At 54.3% G+C, this 16,286-nt stretch carries 22 protein-coding genes; 3 read left to right on the top strand and 19 right to left on the bottom strand.

Translation table 11 applies throughout. The features are described from left to right. Both mtrG and mtrH read left to right on the top strand, forming a co-directional pair. On the top strand, positions 1–476 hold a 476-nt coding region (mtrG, locus tag WCE46_RS07570; protein WP_424733085.1), incomplete at its 5' end, for a tetrahydromethanopterin S-methyltransferase subunit MtrG. A gap of 15 nt (positions 477–491) precedes the next feature. Continuing rightward, on the top strand, positions 492–1,529 hold the full coding sequence (gene mtrH / locus WCE46_RS07565; RefSeq protein WP_424733084.1) for a tetrahydromethanopterin S-methyltransferase subunit H: 1,038 nt from the start codon (positions 492–494) through the stop codon (positions 1,527–1,529). A gap of 167 nt (positions 1,530–1,696) precedes the next feature. Here the strand turns inward: mtrH and WCE46_RS07560 are convergent, their stop codons facing one another. The 5 genes from WCE46_RS07560 to WCE46_RS07540 form a co-directional block, all read right to left on the bottom strand. Next, complete coding sequence (locus WCE46_RS07560) at positions 1,697–2,305, bottom strand: tetratricopeptide repeat protein (RefSeq protein ID WP_424733083.1); 609 nt, start codon at positions 2,303–2,305, stop codon at positions 1,697–1,699. 78 nt (positions 2,306–2,383) lie between these two features. Beyond that, positions 2,384–3,094 carry a hypothetical protein gene (locus WCE46_RS07555; RefSeq protein ID WP_424733082.1) on the bottom strand — a complete coding sequence of 237 codons (711 nt, stop codon included), beginning with the start codon at positions 3,092–3,094 and terminating at the stop codon, positions 2,384–2,386. A 400-nt stretch (positions 3,095–3,494) separates the two neighbouring features. After that, complete coding sequence (locus tag WCE46_RS07550; protein WP_424733081.1) at positions 3,495–5,321, bottom strand: ArnT family glycosyltransferase; 1,827 nt, start codon at positions 5,319–5,321, stop codon at positions 3,495–3,497. A gap of 37 nt (positions 5,322–5,358) precedes the next feature. Then, entirely contained in the window at positions 5,359–5,814 is a 456-nt protein-coding gene (locus WCE46_RS07545; protein ID WP_424733080.1) for a hypothetical protein, read from the bottom strand. A 164-nt stretch (positions 5,815–5,978) separates the two neighbouring features. After that, a complete protein-coding gene (locus WCE46_RS07540) occupies positions 5,979–6,533 on the bottom strand; it encodes a rubredoxin (protein WP_424733079.1) in 555 nt (184 codons plus the stop codon). Between the two features lie 253 nt (positions 6,534–6,786). Between WCE46_RS07540 and WCE46_RS07535 the strand changes: the two genes are divergently transcribed. Beyond that, positions 6,787–7,392 carry a MarC family protein gene (locus WCE46_RS07535; protein WP_424733078.1) on the top strand — a complete coding sequence of 202 codons (606 nt, stop codon included), beginning with the start codon at positions 6,787–6,789 and terminating at the stop codon, positions 7,390–7,392. Positions 7,393–7,484: 92 nt separating this feature from the next. On the opposite strand, the gene WCE46_RS07530 is transcribed toward WCE46_RS07535, so the two are convergent. The 14 genes from WCE46_RS07530 to WCE46_RS07465 form a co-directional block, all read right to left on the bottom strand. Then, the gene (locus WCE46_RS07530; protein ID WP_424733077.1) at positions 7,485–8,372 is read right to left on the bottom strand and encodes a DUF2156 domain-containing protein; all 888 of its coding nucleotides are present in this window, start codon (positions 8,370–8,372) and stop codon (positions 7,485–7,487) included. Beyond that, positions 8,372–8,797, bottom strand: a complete 426-nt coding sequence (locus WCE46_RS07525; protein ID WP_424733076.1) for a GNAT family N-acetyltransferase — start codon at positions 8,795–8,797, stop codon at positions 8,372–8,374. Before WCE46_RS07525 ends, WCE46_RS07530 begins: the two co-directional genes overlap by 1 nt. A gap of 91 nt (positions 8,798–8,888) precedes the next feature. After that, the gene (gene cmk / locus WCE46_RS07520) at positions 8,889–9,437 is read right to left on the bottom strand and encodes a (d)CMP kinase (protein WP_424733075.1); all 549 of its coding nucleotides are present in this window, start codon (positions 9,435–9,437) and stop codon (positions 8,889–8,891) included. Next, complete coding sequence (locus tag WCE46_RS07515) at positions 9,437–10,048, bottom strand: DUF106 domain-containing protein (protein WP_424733074.1); 612 nt, start codon at positions 10,046–10,048, stop codon at positions 9,437–9,439. Before WCE46_RS07515 ends, cmk begins: the two co-directional genes overlap by 1 nt. 19 nt (positions 10,049–10,067) lie before the next feature. Beyond that, complete coding sequence (locus tag WCE46_RS07510; RefSeq protein WP_424733073.1) at positions 10,068–10,640, bottom strand: adenylate kinase; 573 nt, start codon at positions 10,638–10,640, stop codon at positions 10,068–10,070. 22 nt (positions 10,641–10,662) lie between these two features. Beyond that, a complete protein-coding gene (gene secY / locus WCE46_RS07505; protein WP_424733072.1) occupies positions 10,663–12,096 on the bottom strand; it encodes a preprotein translocase subunit SecY in 1,434 nt (477 codons plus the stop codon). A 24-nt stretch (positions 12,097–12,120) separates the two neighbouring features. Continuing rightward, the gene (locus WCE46_RS07500) at positions 12,121–12,549 is read right to left on the bottom strand and encodes an uL15 family ribosomal protein (RefSeq protein ID WP_424733071.1); all 429 of its coding nucleotides are present in this window, start codon (positions 12,547–12,549) and stop codon (positions 12,121–12,123) included. Positions 12,550–12,553: 4 nt separating this feature from the next. Next, complete coding sequence (locus WCE46_RS07495) at positions 12,554–13,015, bottom strand: 50S ribosomal protein L30 (protein ID WP_424733070.1); 462 nt, start codon at positions 13,013–13,015, stop codon at positions 12,554–12,556. Beyond that, the gene (locus WCE46_RS07490; protein WP_424733069.1) at positions 13,016–13,633 is read right to left on the bottom strand and encodes a 30S ribosomal protein S5; all 618 of its coding nucleotides are present in this window, start codon (positions 13,631–13,633) and stop codon (positions 13,016–13,018) included. Continuing rightward, a complete protein-coding gene (locus WCE46_RS07485) occupies positions 13,634–14,158 on the bottom strand; it encodes a 50S ribosomal protein L18 (RefSeq protein WP_424038535.1) in 525 nt (174 codons plus the stop codon). Between the two features lies 1 nt (position 14,159). After that, complete coding sequence (locus WCE46_RS07480) at positions 14,160–14,612, bottom strand: 50S ribosomal protein L19e (RefSeq protein ID WP_424733068.1); 453 nt, start codon at positions 14,610–14,612, stop codon at positions 14,160–14,162. Continuing rightward, positions 14,605–15,348, bottom strand: a complete 744-nt coding sequence (locus WCE46_RS07475; RefSeq protein ID WP_424733067.1) for a 50S ribosomal protein L32e — start codon at positions 15,346–15,348, stop codon at positions 14,605–14,607. Before WCE46_RS07475 ends, WCE46_RS07480 begins: the two co-directional genes overlap by 8 nt. An 8-nt stretch (positions 15,349–15,356) precedes the next feature. Then, on the bottom strand, positions 15,357–15,881 hold the full coding sequence (locus WCE46_RS07470; protein ID WP_424733066.1) for a 50S ribosomal protein L6: 525 nt from the start codon (positions 15,879–15,881) through the stop codon (positions 15,357–15,359). Between the two features lie 12 nt (positions 15,882–15,893). After that, a complete protein-coding gene (locus WCE46_RS07465; RefSeq protein WP_424733065.1) occupies positions 15,894–16,286 on the bottom strand; it encodes a 30S ribosomal protein S8 in 393 nt (130 codons plus the stop codon).

Genomic DNA, 16,286 nt, shown 5'->3' with positions numbered 1-16,286 from the left:
GACAGTCCATGGTTGCCCTCCACAAGAGCGGCGTCAAGGACGGCAGGATTGTCGGCGCTGAAGGCGCTATCCCCTTCATTGAGAATCTCAATGATGCGGCGATCAAGCGCTTCCAGGAGCAGATCACTGTCGTCAATATCATGGAGAGCGAGGACCTCAACGCCATCAAGGCCAAGATCAACGAACTCAAGGCCAAAGACCCAGGCGCCTTTGCCGCCGACCCTATTGTCGTCGAAGTCAAGGAAGCCGCGGGCGGGGCTGAAGTCGCAGCAGCAGGGGCAAACCCCCAGTTCCTCGAAATCGAGAAGAGACTCGACAAGATCGAAAAGAAAATCGAGTTCGTGGATGCTGAAGTGGCACAGCGTGTTGGGAGAAAGATCGGACGGGACATCGGCATACTGTACGGCCTCGTTGCAGGCATAATCGTATTCATCATGCTGCTGTTTATGCTCCAGAAATTGATGGCATTGGTGTAATGGAGGTGTAAAAACATGTTCAAGTTTGAAAAAGAACAGAGTGTCTGGGACTTCAACGGCACCAAAATTGGTGGACAGCCCGGCGAATACCCGACCGTATTGGGTGCTTCAATCTTCTACAACAAACAGGAGATTGTTCTTGACGACAAGACAGGAAAGATCGACAAGGTAAAGGCAGAAGCACTCTGGAACCGCTGTCAGGAACTCTCTGATTTAACCGGCGTTCCGCATTTCATCCAGATCATTGCGGAATACGGGGAAGCATTCGAGAGCTACTTCTCGTGGTTCGACAGTATCGACAACAAGACTGCATTCCTGATGGACTCATCGGTTCCGAAGGCGCTCGCCCACGCGTGCGAGTACGTGACCGAGGTCGGGCTTGCACACCGCGCGATCTACAACTCGATCAACGGTTCAATCCTGCCCGAAAGCATCGAGGCACTCAAGAACAGCGACGTAGACGCTGCGATTGTGCTCGCGTTCAACCCTGCAGACCCATCCGTTGCCGGCCGTGAGAAAGTACTCACCGAAGGCGGCGTTGCAGGTCAGACCAAGGGTATGCTCGAGATCGCAGAGTACTGCGGTATCAAGCGCCCGATCCTGGATACAGCAGCAACCCCGCTCGGCCTCGGCTCCGGTGGTTCCTACCGTGAGATCCTCGCCTGCAAAGCTATCCACGGGTACCCGACCGGTGGTGCATACCACAACATGACGGTCTCCTGGACCTGGCTCAAGCGCTGGAAGGGCACGAGCAAGACCCCGTCAGTCCTCGCAGCAGGATACAAAGGCAAGGACGCCCTGCTCGAACAGATGTCCCACCACTACCTCGGCGGTATTGAGGGGATCAAGCAGGCTGCATGGTCCGCACCCGATATCGGCTGCAACATGATTGCAAGCACCCTTGGTGCCGACCTGATTATGTACGGACCTATCGAGAACGTCGAAGCAATGATCACCGCACAGGCCTACACGGATATCACTGTCCTTGAGGCAACCCGCCAGCTTGGCGTCGAGTGCAAATCTGAAAGCCACCCAATCTTTAAACTCATTTAATGCCCCGTTAACGCGGGAAAAATACCCCCCTATTTTTTAACGTTTTAAGGCGGATCCGGGAGACGGCTTGAACTCATCTAAATTTTTTTTTGCGTCCTCGGCCAATAGTTAAAAGAGAGTTTTCCCCGTAGTGGTCGCCGGGTTTAACGTGCCATCGTGCGGCACCCTCACTTGTCAAAAACGTGCTGGTGGCTCTCGTCCGCCTCCGCACTCCGGCCCAGCCGGCGCAGGGCCTCGGCCCGGTGCTGCCAGACAAAGGTGTTAATTGGGTTGATGCTGATCGCCAGGTCAAATGCGGCAAGTGCTTTCTCGTTCCGGCCAAGGCCCAGGAGGGCGATCCCCTTGGCAGTCATCGCCCGTATATTATTCGGGCCGGCATCAAGGATCCGTTCGAAGCAGGCAACGGCATCCTCGTACCTCCCGAGTGCATTCAAGGCATAACCTTTGTTTGCGAGCGCGAGTGTGTAGTCCGGGTCGAGGGAGAGCGCACGCTCAAAACAGGTGATTGACTCCGCAAACCTGCCAATTTTGCGCAGCGTGTACCCCTTCTCGTACCAGGTCGTCATGAGGTGCGGGTTCATCTCAAGTGCTTTGTCGTAACAGGCAATGGCGTCCTCGTGCCGGCCAAGGGCGTAGAAGACGTTCCCCTTCTGTTCGAGCGCCGTGGTGCTGGAGGGGTCTGCTGTAAGAACCCTGTCGTATTCGGCGATCGCGTCGTCATACCTTCCGACCCGGGCCAGGTGATGCGCTACCTCAAGCATTGCCGTTACGTCCATAACCCATCATACACTGGTACACACCAGCTGGGATAAAACCCGCGTATGAAAAAAGGGACCTTGAACAAAAACGTGCTGTTACCGGCGGGTTGCCCGGTACAGGATGAAACCGGTACCGGCCAGCACCGCGATGATGGCGGTTACGGGTGGCACTGCTGCCTGCGTGGTGGCCGTTGCAGCTGCGGTAGTGGAGACGGCAGGCACCGGCGTGGTCGGCTGCTGGATGGGGGTTGGAGCAGTAGGGGTTGTGATCGCCTCGGACGGCACCGAGGGAATGGTAACTTCCGGCGTGGAGACATACTCTTCAGGGTTCAGCGTGTAGGACGTGCTGCCACCGGTTCCCGTGCGGGTACCGGGATCTTTGAGGTACACTGAGAGGGTCTTGTATGTGTCGCTCCCGCCCAGATGCGAGTAATCGACAGGTTCAGTGGATACATAGACGAGATAGGTCCCGGGATCAATATCGTTCCAGATCCGTGACGTATCCCATTTCAGCGACCAGTGCTGGCTGCTGTCGAGGTCGATAATGGTGAACTGCCCCTGGTCGGCACGCTGGCTTACGTCAGTAAGCGTCACGCCATCGGCGGGAAGACCCGGACCGGTCATAAACAGGAAGACCTGGGTACCATGATAGGAGTACCCCTGCAGGTCGATCGTATCCCCCAGATACCCGGTATAGTATACATCGGCTGCACAGGCACCTGCAACAAGCAGGCATGAGGCCATAAAGAAAAGCACGACCACAGCGACTTTGGGACGGTGGGAAAACAAAGGGCGTAGCGGGTTCATTATGGGATATAAACTGCCGGGAGGTATATTTATTGTGGGCAGTGCGAAAGATTGGGCGTCTGAGCGTATTTTAAAATAGTGAGATGGAGGAGACGGGGATACGTAGGGATCACCTCGATCCAGAGAATACATAAGAACTGCCAAAAAATTCAATTTTTCAGAGGGCCCATCGACAGAATGGGTTCACAGTATAAAGAAATCATGACTAGAATATACAAGTGGTTGAGATACGAGGCCGTTGATAACCTCCAAGCACTCAATAAACTCATAGAGAAACTGGGATCGACAATGAGTAATCCCATCCGGAAGAGATGTAATCAGTGTCACGAGAGGGATGCAGGACAGACATCTTTTTCGATGATTTGCACCGTACCGATATCAAGAGGGGATTCCATGTTATTCAAACCGCGCCGGCGCAATCATAGAGTGCATACCGATGACGTAGTATGAGGGTGTCGTCCCCGATTCCGCTCCATTCTGATGATGGAACAAGCATACAATGATCCGTCACCCACGTGTAGATCGCGGCATTCTCACCAACGTCTTTGATTCCAATAGATGTACTAACTAGGGTGGGATCATTGGCGGGAACAAGAAAATATCGCACAGTTTCGCTGTGAATCAGATAGGGGAGGTTACTAGCCGGGAGGATCTGATCAGCCCCAAAATAGCCACCTAGCGCCATGACCGGTTTTCCGGTCCTGATAATCAGGGATGCACCCATATCCTCGCCATCAGGCACCGCGGCAATGTAGGTTTCATTATCCTCATGAGAGCGCAGGAAATCGGCTAACGCGATATCCGTACGATCCGGTACAGATCCCTTCATGAGTGGAGAACAGGACCATACCGCGGGTGCAACGAAGAGAACAGCGACAGCGATACATGCCAAGGATACTGAGTACCCGTTGGCACACTGCACATTTTTTGCCCGCAGCCATACAAGTATTCCCACACAAAGAATACACCCGACCAGATCAACCACAAGAATCAAACCGTACCCCAGTGGGTCATAGAAAAAAAGTCGTGATTCCATCCAGGCCTGCACCAAGCCGGTAACCAGAACAGCCAAAACAAGCACCCAGCCCGTGACCCGGTCGTTCCAGTATTCACGGTACATCGCCACAGCACCGATCCCCACCAGACCCGCAAGCGGGGGTGCAATAGTGGCAAGGTAATACGGTTCCCAGTGTCCGACTGTACAACTGAAATAGAGCAAACCCGGCAGCAACCATAGGCAGAGCGCGATAAGAGTGATTCCTTTTTCAGAAAAGAAACCGATCTCTCTGATACCGGCAAGCGAGTACGATACCGGGCGCCGCCACCATACAAATAAACTGATCAGAGCAAACGGCAACAGCCAGCTGAAATAAATATCAATTCCCTGACTGAACAACCGGAACGGACCAGAAGGTGGATTACCAATGCTTGTTGCACCCACAAATGCCTCCACCCCATTGTGACCCAGCATCAACCCAAAAACAGAATTGTCCCCGCTGCTCCCGATATAGGGGCGCTGGTCGGCAGGAATCGCATCAACGACTATTGCCCACGAGAGTGATACCGCGGCAAGCACCAGCAACGCGATAGAAAGGTGAATGATTTTTTTCCAAGGAGGGAGAGCAGCGCCGAACAGATAGATTGCAATGATGGCCGGGACAACCACAAATGCCTGAATCATCTTGATATTAAACCCGATCCCGACAAGTACTGCGGAGAGAATAAGAAGCCAGAACGAATGATCGCGTGCCGCTTTGAGCGCAATCCAGACCGCAAGCAGGATCACGAAAATCAGCTGGGTATCCATAGTTCCAAGTCGCGACGTCATGACAAAAATCGGCGTTATTGCAAGGGCAAATGCTGAGATCAGCCCGGCGAGTTTCCCAAACGGTCTTTTGACGATGAAGTAGATGAGAACGACCGATCCGATGCCGGCAAGAGCCTGAGGGATTATTACCGACCAGTTACTAAACCCGAATACTGCTGCACTTGCAGCTTGGGCCCAGATACCGACCGGGGGTTTATCAACGGTCACAAACCCCACCGCATCAAAGGAGTTAAAGAATGCAAGGCCGGGATTGGATAGCATGCTCCGGACTGCTGCCGCATAATAGGGATTGTCGAATCCCTGGTTCCAGATATTCCAGAGATCGAGAAACCCGGTGAGGAATATAATTCCCAGAAGGATGAGCTCGGCCCAGTACTTCGATATCCATTCGCTTTTCATGATCCCTGACATCTCACAAACATGCCGCCATATCCCTTCAATACAAGCGGTAAATGAAGAACCCCTCCTGCTCGTGCTCGGTCTGGTCATAATCAGCGAGCAGGTTCTTCCGGTTGCCATAGGTGAGCATCCGTTTCCTGAGCGGTTCCATCCCGCAGGTGTGATAGATCAGTTTTTTGATCTCCTCGTTTGCCTGCCGGATCTCCTTTGTCTTGACCTTCCCGAGCAGGTCAGCAGGATAGGATTCGAGGTCAAAATAGGCAAAGAGAGATTCAAGGCAGATGAGCCAGATTTTGTCCTGCACTGCATTCTCTGCAGCCTGTGTTGCCTCCTCATCGGAGAGCACAAGATATGCCTCATCATTACCGTGGAAAAAAGCCCTGAATCCGTACAGGTGGCCGTTCGAGATGCGGAGCGCGGTGTTATCCACGCCAAGGAACCGGGCGAGCGCCTCACGCTTCTCCTGCATCACCGGATCCTGACTCTTGTGCATTGGACACCTCCATACCATCAGTGGATGGAATCATGTACGTAGTGTGTGCACACTCAGCATGGATGTATAAGGTATTAAGATACGCCATTTACTCCCGTATACACGTCGAAGATGCCAGACTGGAAAAAAGGGAGGAGGTAAGCCGGGGTTCTCTCCCGGTGATCCTACTGGAGATAGAGCGGCTCGAAACCCTGTTTTAACACTTTCCCGAACTGGACATCGATCTTCGGATCCTGTGCACAGACAGGACAGGTATAATCATCAGGCAGATCATCGAACTTTGTCCCGGGCTTTATGCCCCGATGGGGTTCGCCGCGATTCTCATCATACACGTACCCGCAGATCGAACAGATGTACCTGGTGGGCACCCACTCGTCAAAACCCCATGTACCGATCCTGCCCCGGCCCTGGTACCCGCAGACCGGGCAGACATAATCCTCGGGAAGGTCTTCAAAGGGGGTTCCTGCCGGGATACCGTTTTGCGGTTCCCCGCGGAGCGGCGAGTAGACATATCCACAGAGCCGGCACCGGTACCGCTTCAGCTTGTAAGTTGGTATCTTTTTTGCCGAAGATTTTTTTGCGATCTTTTTCCCGCCGGACTTTCCTTTTTGGGACGCGCCGGTTCTCTGCACGGATGCAGTCTTCCCTTTTGTGATCCCTGCAGATTTCTTTGTCGGTGCTGCCCTTTTCGTCCGTGCGGGGGGTTTTACGGTCGTCACGGCCCCCGTTCCAGATTTTGATCCGGAAGATCCGGAATCTTTCTTTGTTGCTGCCATCGATGCTCTCCAAACCGGGCCACCCGTCGGATCGTGCCGACCCGGGAAACGCCCGTTATAACGGAGGATAGTTGCTACCGGATATTATATATTATGAATGATGCAAATGGCTCGACGGGGGCTCTGATGGAGGCCACACCCCGGTAAAATCCCGTGAATTTATCCGTCAGAACCGCACATGATCTGAAGTATAGATATGGCAGACCTCGTTTCAGGTATAATCTATGCGTTTGCGGCGCTCTTTGTGATCCTCGATCCGATCTTATCGGTTCCGATCTTTGCTGGCATGACAAAAGGACAGCCCTCGCGGGAGATCCACAAGCAGGCATTCATTGCAGTCGCAGTCGCCGGCGTGCTGATGTATATATTCCTCATCTTCAATACCGCCATTTTTGAGATCCTCGGCCTGACGCTCTCTACCTTCCAGATCGCCGGCGGGATCCTGTTGTTCCTGCTGGGCATGGAGATGGCACTGGGGATCGAGCTCTGCAAGTCCAAAGATCACTCCCCGACAGCAGCCGGTGTGGTGATAGGAACGCCACTTCTCTGCGGTCCCGGGGCGATCACGACCGTAATGCTCCTCTCAAAGGATTATGGCATTCTCATCCCGTTTGTCGCGATCACCCTTTGCCTTGCAGTAACCTGGGTAATTCTGTATTTTTCAGCGGGCATCCAGAGGATTCTTGGTACCGTCGTCACGGATATCATGGGAAAGGTGCTGGGGATGCTGGTCGCAGCCATTGCAATACGGATCATTTTTTCAGGAATTATCGGGACGCTGGGCCTGCCCATTACGATCTAAAACGAACGGAGTGCTCTTCTTTTTTTAAAACCTCCGCACCGCTCCCGCGGCCCAAGCTATGAAAAAAGGTTCAGGGCAGGAGAACGCATAGATCACTGTTTGAGCGACCAGACCTCGACCATATGGTGCGGATGGTACCGCATCTTTGCCTCGCGGAGACCGCCTACGCCAAGGTCGCTCTCCCGGTTGATGTACTCCACTTCACCGGCAAGAAGTGCCGCCGTCTCCGCGTTTATGGCCTTGTAGATCCCTTCGCAGTCCGGCAGCCCTTTCTCGAAATGGACAAGTGCCGTATCAGAGTTAAGGCGCTCGAACAGGGATATGGCAGCGACCTGCGACATGACCCTGATCAGGAGGCCCCGCAGGGGGAGATCTGCGAAATGCTCGATCGCATAGAAAACCGCCTCCTTTTCATGGGCAAGCACAAGGTCGTTCTCGCACCCTTTCCACTCGCACCACTTCACCAGAAATCCCATCACCTCTTCCCGGTTGGCAGGTGTAATCGGTTCGACCGTGTGCAGGCAGTTCTTCCGGAATTTGTTGATCTGGCTGCGGATCTTGAGGTAATTCTTTCCCGGGAGTTCCGCGAGATCGAGAGCCCGGTAGACGTACTCGAAGTGGTTCCGGTCCGGGATGAGGGTGAGGGTAGGATCAAGTTCCTGTATCCACTGCGCGGTTGCCGGATCGATCAGGACGAGCGGGGTATCGTCGCCATGCTCCATCGCAAAACGGATGAGATCCTTCATGAGCACAGGGTCGCGGGGGCCAATGGGCGGGCGGAACCGGGTAATGCCGGCGATCGTGCTTGCCAGGATCACATTCCCGTTCACGTACGCGTACCGGTACTGGGCAAAATGGTTCCAGCAGACCATATTCGTGAACGTATTGTCGCTGTGAGACTGCGGGTACCGCGCGTAGTGGCGCTCAAAAAATGCCCGGTCGGCAAGGGTCACCGGTTTGAAATCTTCCTGACCAATCATCACTGATCACCCCGGTAGATCAGGGGAACATGTCCCTCCATCCGGCCAAACCCGAGAGAGAGATAGAACGGCTCCGAATCAGGTTCAGCAACGAGCGCGATCCAGCTGATACCCGCATCTTTGCACCGCGTGATGAGCAGGGAAACTATCGCAGTTCCCAGATCCATCCGACGGTACCGGGGCAGCACGACAAGATCCTGGATGTACGCATCCGAGACCCCGTCCGAGATCACCCGCCCCATCCCGACGGCATGACCGGTGTTCTTATCGGACGCGACGACGAACGCAAAACTGCCGTTGATAAGCCCGGGGATTTCGGCAGGATCGAACTCGTCCTTCCACCAGCCACCGGCACGGTAGAGTGCAACAATCTCTTCCGCATTCCACGAGCGTACAAGTGAAACGCTGATATCATCCGCATTCATTGAACGCAGCCTCCCGGGTAAAAAGACGACTGATAAGAAAAGAACGGTTTTTTCTGAAGGTACCTGGCTATCGGTGTCATTACCAGACCGGCTATACTGCCTTTTGAGGCGCCACCTTCAACTGCCCGATCGCAGTATCAACAATTGTCCCAAGCTCCCCGACCCCCCAGTGCTCTGAGTTGAGGATGAGATGGTACAGGGAAAGATCGTTGATGTCGATGTCGTAGTACTGCCGATACCGCACCGCTTCGCAGTGCTCGCGTTCGAGCGTGATCGCCTTTGCAGTTTCAACATCGGCGATCTGGTCGCGGAACACGATCCGTTCGAGCCGGCAACCGATGGGGGCAAAGAGCCAGATTTTGAGATCCGCCTTCTCCACCATCCATCCCGAGAGCCGGCCCTCGACAATGATATTGTCTTTCTTTTCTGCGATCTCTTTTTGCCGGGCATCGATCATCTTGTCGTAGGCCGGATCCTTCTCGGCAAGCCTGCCGAATTCGGCAAGTTCCATGTGATGCTCTTTTGCACATTCACGGAAAACCTCGCCGGCCGAGATCATGGTAAAACCGTGGCGTTCCGCGAGATACCGTGAGAGCGAGGTCGTCCCGCTGCCGGGAAGCCCGCTCACGGTGATCCGCATCAGATTCCCCCGATATTGAGGGCCTTCCTGATCACCTGACTGATCGTGATAGAGCAGATCATATACCAGATGATCCATGCGGGAATGACCCAGATCAGGGGCGCCGTCAGGCTCAGCGTACCATAATAGGGAAGAGTGATCGTGTTGTGGATCTGGCTGAGGCGGTACAGGAGCCAGAAGAAGATCGGGACCGTCAGTACCAGAATATACGCCATCGGCTTGAACTGCTGCTGGGAGAGCTCAAGCTGCTCGCGCATCATCCGGTCTTTTTTCGTATCCAGTTTCTTGATCCTCTTCTCATCCTGGGAGAGCATGGCTTCCCGGTACTCTTTCTGGAAATCCTTCATCCGGTCCTGCACGTCTGTCATCCGTTCGTAATCTATCGTGTATTTCTGGATGATAGAGGAGTACAGGCCGGTGGCTGCCGAAAGGATCACGATCAGGATAAAGAAAGGTATATTGAAGCTTTCCACGAGCGGTGCAAAAACGGAATCAATACCCTTTCCTACGCCGAGCCGCAGCCAAGAGATGCTGTACGAGACCATCATCAGCAGCATAAAGAGCAGCGCGACGTATAATCCGTACTTTTCCCAGAATTTTCCAAAGTCCATGAAGTCACCTTAAATTGGGTTACCTGAGGACGTCCGCCATATCAGCAGCGGCAAGATCCAGCAAGTGATCGGCGTTGGTGATAATCTTTATCGTACACCCGGTTACCATGGCATACGCAGCGGCGATAGACCGGTTGAACTGCTGGTGCTCTGCAATCGCACGCGCACCCTCCTTGTCCCGGGTTCTCGTCTCATCGGTCAAGCGTCGCATGAGGATCTGGTCATTATCCGTTTCAACGAGAATGATAACATCTGGCATGATCTCGCGGAGCACCCATTCGGGAAGCCCTGCAAGGTAGCCCTTGGGGGTTTTCACCGATGCGTGTGTATCGATCATGACGTTGCCTGGGATCTTTGCGATCGCCTGCGCCGCACGCTGCTGGAGCCGTTTCTGATCGGCCCGGTCGAGCGTCCGCATCTGGTCGCGGTTTTCAACAAGCCCCTCGCTCTTGGCCACTTCGAACATGAAGGAGCCAAAATTGATGGGCTGGTAGTCCACCCCTTCGCTTTTGAGTTTGTTTAATGCCTCGTTGATGACCGTTGTCTTACCGACACCCGGCACACCCGTGATAATGACCTTTTTTCCTGCCATTCCTGTCCCTTCATTCCTCAAATCATTCTTTGCCAAAGAATGTTCGCATGAACGGATACATTTCCATGATCTGCTGGCTTGCTATCTCTTCGTACAGTCTGTACGTGATACTCACCGTCAGTAACAACCCCGTACCGCTGACAGAGCCGATAACACCAAAGAGGTTCGCGGCCACACTGAGGAGACCGATGAACACACCACCGATGATCGTGACACGGGGGATGTACCGGTCCAGGTACTTCTCTAGCACCTGCGGATTTCTCCGGTAACCGGGGATCGACATTCCGGACAACTGGATCTGTCGTGCCACATCTTTTGAATCGAGACCTGCGGTCTTGATCCAGAAGAGTGCGAAGATCGCACCACCCACCACCATGAATGTGGTATCAACCCCCATGCGCAGGAGGACTTCCCATGGTGCATGCCCGAGATCGGTCGCCCACCACATCCAGGTGGACGGGCCGTTGATAGGCGCAAGGAAGTACATCAGACCGGAGGTTGGCGTCTGGCCGTTAAATTTACCCAGGATAGTGATGCCCACATTGGAGAGGAACATCCCCACCATCTGGATGTTTGCCTGAAGTACCCGCACGAGGATCATTGGCAGGACACTGGCGTAGATCAGTTTGACCGGGAAACGTGCCCGGGCACCTCTTACCTGTGCATGGGCAAGGGGGATCTCAATACGGGTGGATTCCACGTAGACAATGATCAGGAAGATTGCAATCGTCGTGACAAAGGCAAGGAGATCATTGCCGAAATACTGGAGGAAATTCGCGCCATCAAACACGACAGCGAACAGGCGCGGGAAGAACCCGACCGGATAGGGATCGCTGACTGCGGTCCAGTTGATAAACCCGTTCACGAGTGCCTGGGAGATACCGGCAATGATAAAGAGTCCGACACCGGAACCGATCCCCCATTTGGTGACCACTTCATCCATAAAGAAAACGAGGACACCACCGATACAGATCTGAACAAAGATCAACAGCGAGACCGCAAAGAGGTTTCCGCCGAAGAACTGTGCTGCGATCGTGGGGTCGGGCTGCATGAACCCGCCGATGAGGTTCGGTGCGGCCTCGATCACAATCATGACGAGAATGAGGATCTTCTGAAGACCCATGTACATGACCTGTCCACGGGCCTCGCTCGTATCGATATGGAGGATATCAGCACCTTTTAAGAGCTGGAGCACGATGGATGCAGTGACGATCGGCCCGATACCGAGGTGCACAATCGAACCGCTTGCACCGGCGAGCAGGGCACGCCAGTACACGAAAACATCCTGTGAACTGGACGCAAGCCCGAATACCGGGATATTCGTGAGCGCAAAATACAGAATTAAAATTCCCAATGTCCACAGCAGCTTATTCTTGAAGTGGACATGCCCCTCCGGGCTCTTGACTGCGGGCATCGCAGCAAGAATGGGTTCCATTCGATCCAGCAGGTCTCCCATTATTTCACCAAAAAATCAGGTGGATCAGACGATTTGCGTCTTTCCACCAGTCTTCTCGATCTTTGCCTTTGCCTGTTCCGAGAACGCCGCTGCGGAGATGTTAAGTTTCTGTGTGACTTTCCCGCTGCCCAGCACCTTTTCGATGCCTATATCGGCGGCGTTCAAGACAATTGCATCTCCTTCCTGTTTTGCGATCCCCTGTGCAAGGAGCGAGGGTACGATCTGATCGATAATCCCGACATCCATTGTGGAAACGGTGACAGCAGGGTTATGGAAGAACCCGTCCTTACCAAAGACTGGCCCGCCCATTTCCATATACCACTTGACAAAGTGGTGGGCGTTGATGCCTGCGCGTCCCCTTCCGCCACGGTTGCCTGCACCCCGGCGGTTCTTGTGGGTTCCGCCGCCACACGTCCGCGATCCGCGGTATTTTGAACGTTTGTTGGTTGGCATCTCTTCACCTCATCTTATAGAGGAGAGTATTGATCTCCGGACCATAATAGCCAAGCGCTCCGCCCTGTACGAATGTGCGCTTTGTTGTCTTGTATCCCTTGCGCGGTGGGTGAAGCCGGAGAACCGGCTTGAGGCCCGGGATGTCGCGCAACTTTGACTCGCCCTTTGCCAGTGCCTGTGCAAATTCGATGATAGTGCTGAATGTCGAGTTGGACTGTATATACTCGTCTGTCAGGGGAGAATCACCAATTACACGGCCACGGGTCTTGAGCAGGGTCTCAAGAGTCGCCGCATCCACTTCACCATACGCAACGTAGTCCTTCACTTTTCGGATCATACCGAGGTTTTCGGGACTGTCTGCTACGAGCACGCAGTGGTTGATGTGGTGCAGACGGAGCATTTTTAACGTGTCTTTGATGTCCTTGCGTGTATTGACCACGCCACGGACCTGCACGACTGCGTACATTTACTCTGACCCCCCTGTACGGATCATATTGGTTTCTTTTAACGCGTTAAACGTCGCCTTGGCGAAATTGATCGTCGTGCGCGTCTGTCCGCGTGCAAAGGTCCAGACATCCTTGATACCGGCGAGCTCGAGCACTTTCTTGCTGATATCACCCGTGACAAGGCCGATACCCTGCGGTGCCGGCTTGAGGGTGACCCGGACACTGCCGGCCGCTCCTTCAACCTGCATCGGGATGGAGTGCGTAACATCGCACCCGCATTCCCAGCTGCCGCACCCACGGCGCACCTTTACGAGATTCATCTTTGCTTTGGTGATCGCTTTCTTGATTGCGTCACCGACCTGAACATCTTTTCCCTGGCCAAAGCCGATGTACCCGTTCCGGTTGCCGACAATCACGACGGCACGGAACTGGACACGGCGGCCCGAGTCGGTCATCCTCTGCATCATAGCGATATCGAGAACTTCGTCTTCGAGGTCCGGGAGGAACATATCGACGATCTCAGGTTCCTTGATCGGTCTGCCGCTCTCAAGGACCTGATCGATACTCTTGATCTCCCCTGATGCGACAAGCTTGCCAAGACCGGTGACCGGGCGCCATTCTGCCTTTTCGTATGCCATTTACACCAGCTCCTTCTTTATGGCGGCTGCCACCTGTTCGACATTCTTGACGATATCTTTGGCTTTCGGGTTATAGGCCGCGATATGCGCACCCTTAAGCCGTTCCTCTGAGGGAACGATCCCTTCGCCGTAAGGAATCTCAAGGCCTGCATCGACTGCACCCTTAAGAGCGGCAAAGACACGGGCTCCCGGGGTTGCCCGGTTGAGGCCGATATCAAGGATCGCGCGATCCTGTCCGGCTTTTTTTGCCTTTGCGGCAAAGAGCATGCCTGTAAGGTATGCTGCAGGTGTGTTCGCCGTTGCCCCGGTGTATCCGTACTGTTCAAGTTCGGAAGAATTCGCCGACACGAGGGTCTTGTCCCCTTCCATCTCAGCGGTGACCAGCTGGATAAGGACGTGCCGGTTGGTCCTGCGTACGACCATGCGCGGCGCATCAGCGACAACGAGTTTGGTTCTCTGGTAATAATCGGTTCTGCCTTCTCTCCGCCTGCGGAAAGCGACTAAATACCGTGGTCCGGTCGCCATGTTACTTCAGCCTCCCGGCGATGATCTCCATCTGTGCTTTCATGTGTGCGACACTCCGGAACTGCCCGCCGGCTGCCTTTCGGTAGATAACCCGGTAGAGGTGCCGGTCAATGGTACCGGCATCGCGGAGCGCTACGAGGGCCTTTCTGATTGCACGGATCTTCTGGATCCATGCCCGCTTGCTGGGGGTCCGTGCACCCTTTGCGCCTTTCCGTTTCCCGACTCCTTTGCGGTGGCCGTATGCACGCTGCGCGGTGCGTATGCGTGCCCTGCCACGGCTCACACCAGTCTTCTGGTGCGCCTTAATCGCACCATCGGTGATGAGCCCGCGCAGGTCCTCACGGGAGATGGCGTTCTCAATATCCGAAATGCGCTCGGGGTCAAACCAGACACGGTTGACACCGCATTTCAGGATTGATGCTGAGAGACGTTTCTGGCTGGCGACATCACTCATTCTTCTTCACCTCGGATGAGGATTTTTTCTTTGCTTTGGCCTTTTCTGCCGGGGCTTTCTCCCCGTCAGCAGGTTTTTTCTCGGATTTTAGAGGAGCGGCTTTCTTTGCAGGAGCCTTTGCCGCTTCTTTTGCCTTGGGCTTTGCGGCCTTCTCCTCTTTCTTTGCGGTTTCTTTTGCCGCAGGCTTGGACTTTGACGAGGTGGTTTTTACCGGCTTTTTCTCTTCAGCGCCTTTCTTCTTGGCATCTCCCGCCTTGGAAGCGCTTTTCTTTGCCGGGGCCTCTTTTGCCTTGGTCTCTTTCTTGTCCTTTGCCGCATCTTTTTCCGATTCGGCAGGCGTCTCCTTCTTTACGGGTGCTTTTATGACCCGGACGTTAAGGATCTTGAATCCTGCTTCTGTCGCCTTTTCCTGAAGGGCTTTGCGATTGCGTCCACCGACGCCGGCTGATATCCGGATCGCCTGGGTCTTCGTGTCCAGATTCTCAAGGTCTTTTTCCGTGAAAACCAGTACTTCAAAGAACCCGCTGGGGTGCATGCCGCGCACTGCAACCGGGCTTCCGTACCCGGGCTTTGGCAGTGCTCCTTTCGCCTTCTTCTGCTCCCGCTGTTTGTTGTGCTGTCCGCGGGGCTTTCTCCATGAATCGGAGAGCTGTTTCTTCTTGCCAAACCCGTCGCGCTTGAAGACGGCACCCTTCTCAGTGCGCACACGGATCAGTCGCTTGGTTTCAGTTGTCATTGTTGCTTTCAGCCCCTCTGTACCATGTATATGCCGTCCTGGAAGACCCGGGGGTCCCGGTAACGGATATGGGTTGCGTGCTCGATATTTGCCGCAGTATTTCCGACCTGTTCGCGGTTGATGCCGGTGAGGATGACCTCGTCGTTTGCTACCTTTGCGGTAACACCCTCTGTGATGTCGGCATACCGGGCTTTCTTCTCGCCCAGGAAATTGGCAATCTCAAGCCGGTTTCCCTGCAATTTAAGCTGGATCGGAAAGTGGCTGTAGACAACCTTCATCCGGTACTCGAATCCTTCCGAAACGCCACGGCACATATTCTTTGCGTGTGCCTCAAACGTCCCGACCATCGCAGTGATCTCCTTACGGCTGGATTCGGTTGCGATGACAATCTCCTTGTCGTCGCTGGTCACGCTCACCTGGGGGAACCTGACGCTGCGTGTCAGCTGGCCCTTTGGTCCTGTCACTATAAGCTGCGTTCCCTCGAGTTTTACTTTAACGCCTTCGGGGATCCTGACTTTTCTTACACTTGCCATGATTCGCACCCTCTAGTAGACATACCCGAGCAGTTCGCCACCGATACTTTCCTTGCGTGCCTGGACATGCGACATAACGCCATGCGAGGTTGAAAGGATGATGAGCCCGAAATTCTTGCCGGGCAGGTACTGCTTCTCCCAGAATTCCATCTCATCCATCTGGACCGAGAAACGCGGACAAATTGCGCCGCATTTGTTGATCTTGCCGGTGAGATGCACCTTGAGCTGGCCGCCACGGCCGTCCTCAATAAACTCGAAACCGGCGATGTAGCCGGCGTCCTGCATGATGCGCAGCATTGAGCCGAGGAGTTTGCTTGCGGGTTCGATGATGCACTCGGACTTGCCGGTGTCACCTGCGTTCTTTAACGCACTCATCCCGTCTGCAATAGTATTTAATCGTGTCAT

The organism is Methanoregula sp. (assembly GCF_049690535.1).
Lineage (GTDB): Archaea > Halobacteriota > Methanomicrobia > Methanomicrobiales > Methanospirillaceae > Methanoregula.
This window is presented reverse-complemented; position numbering and strand designations above follow the sequence as displayed.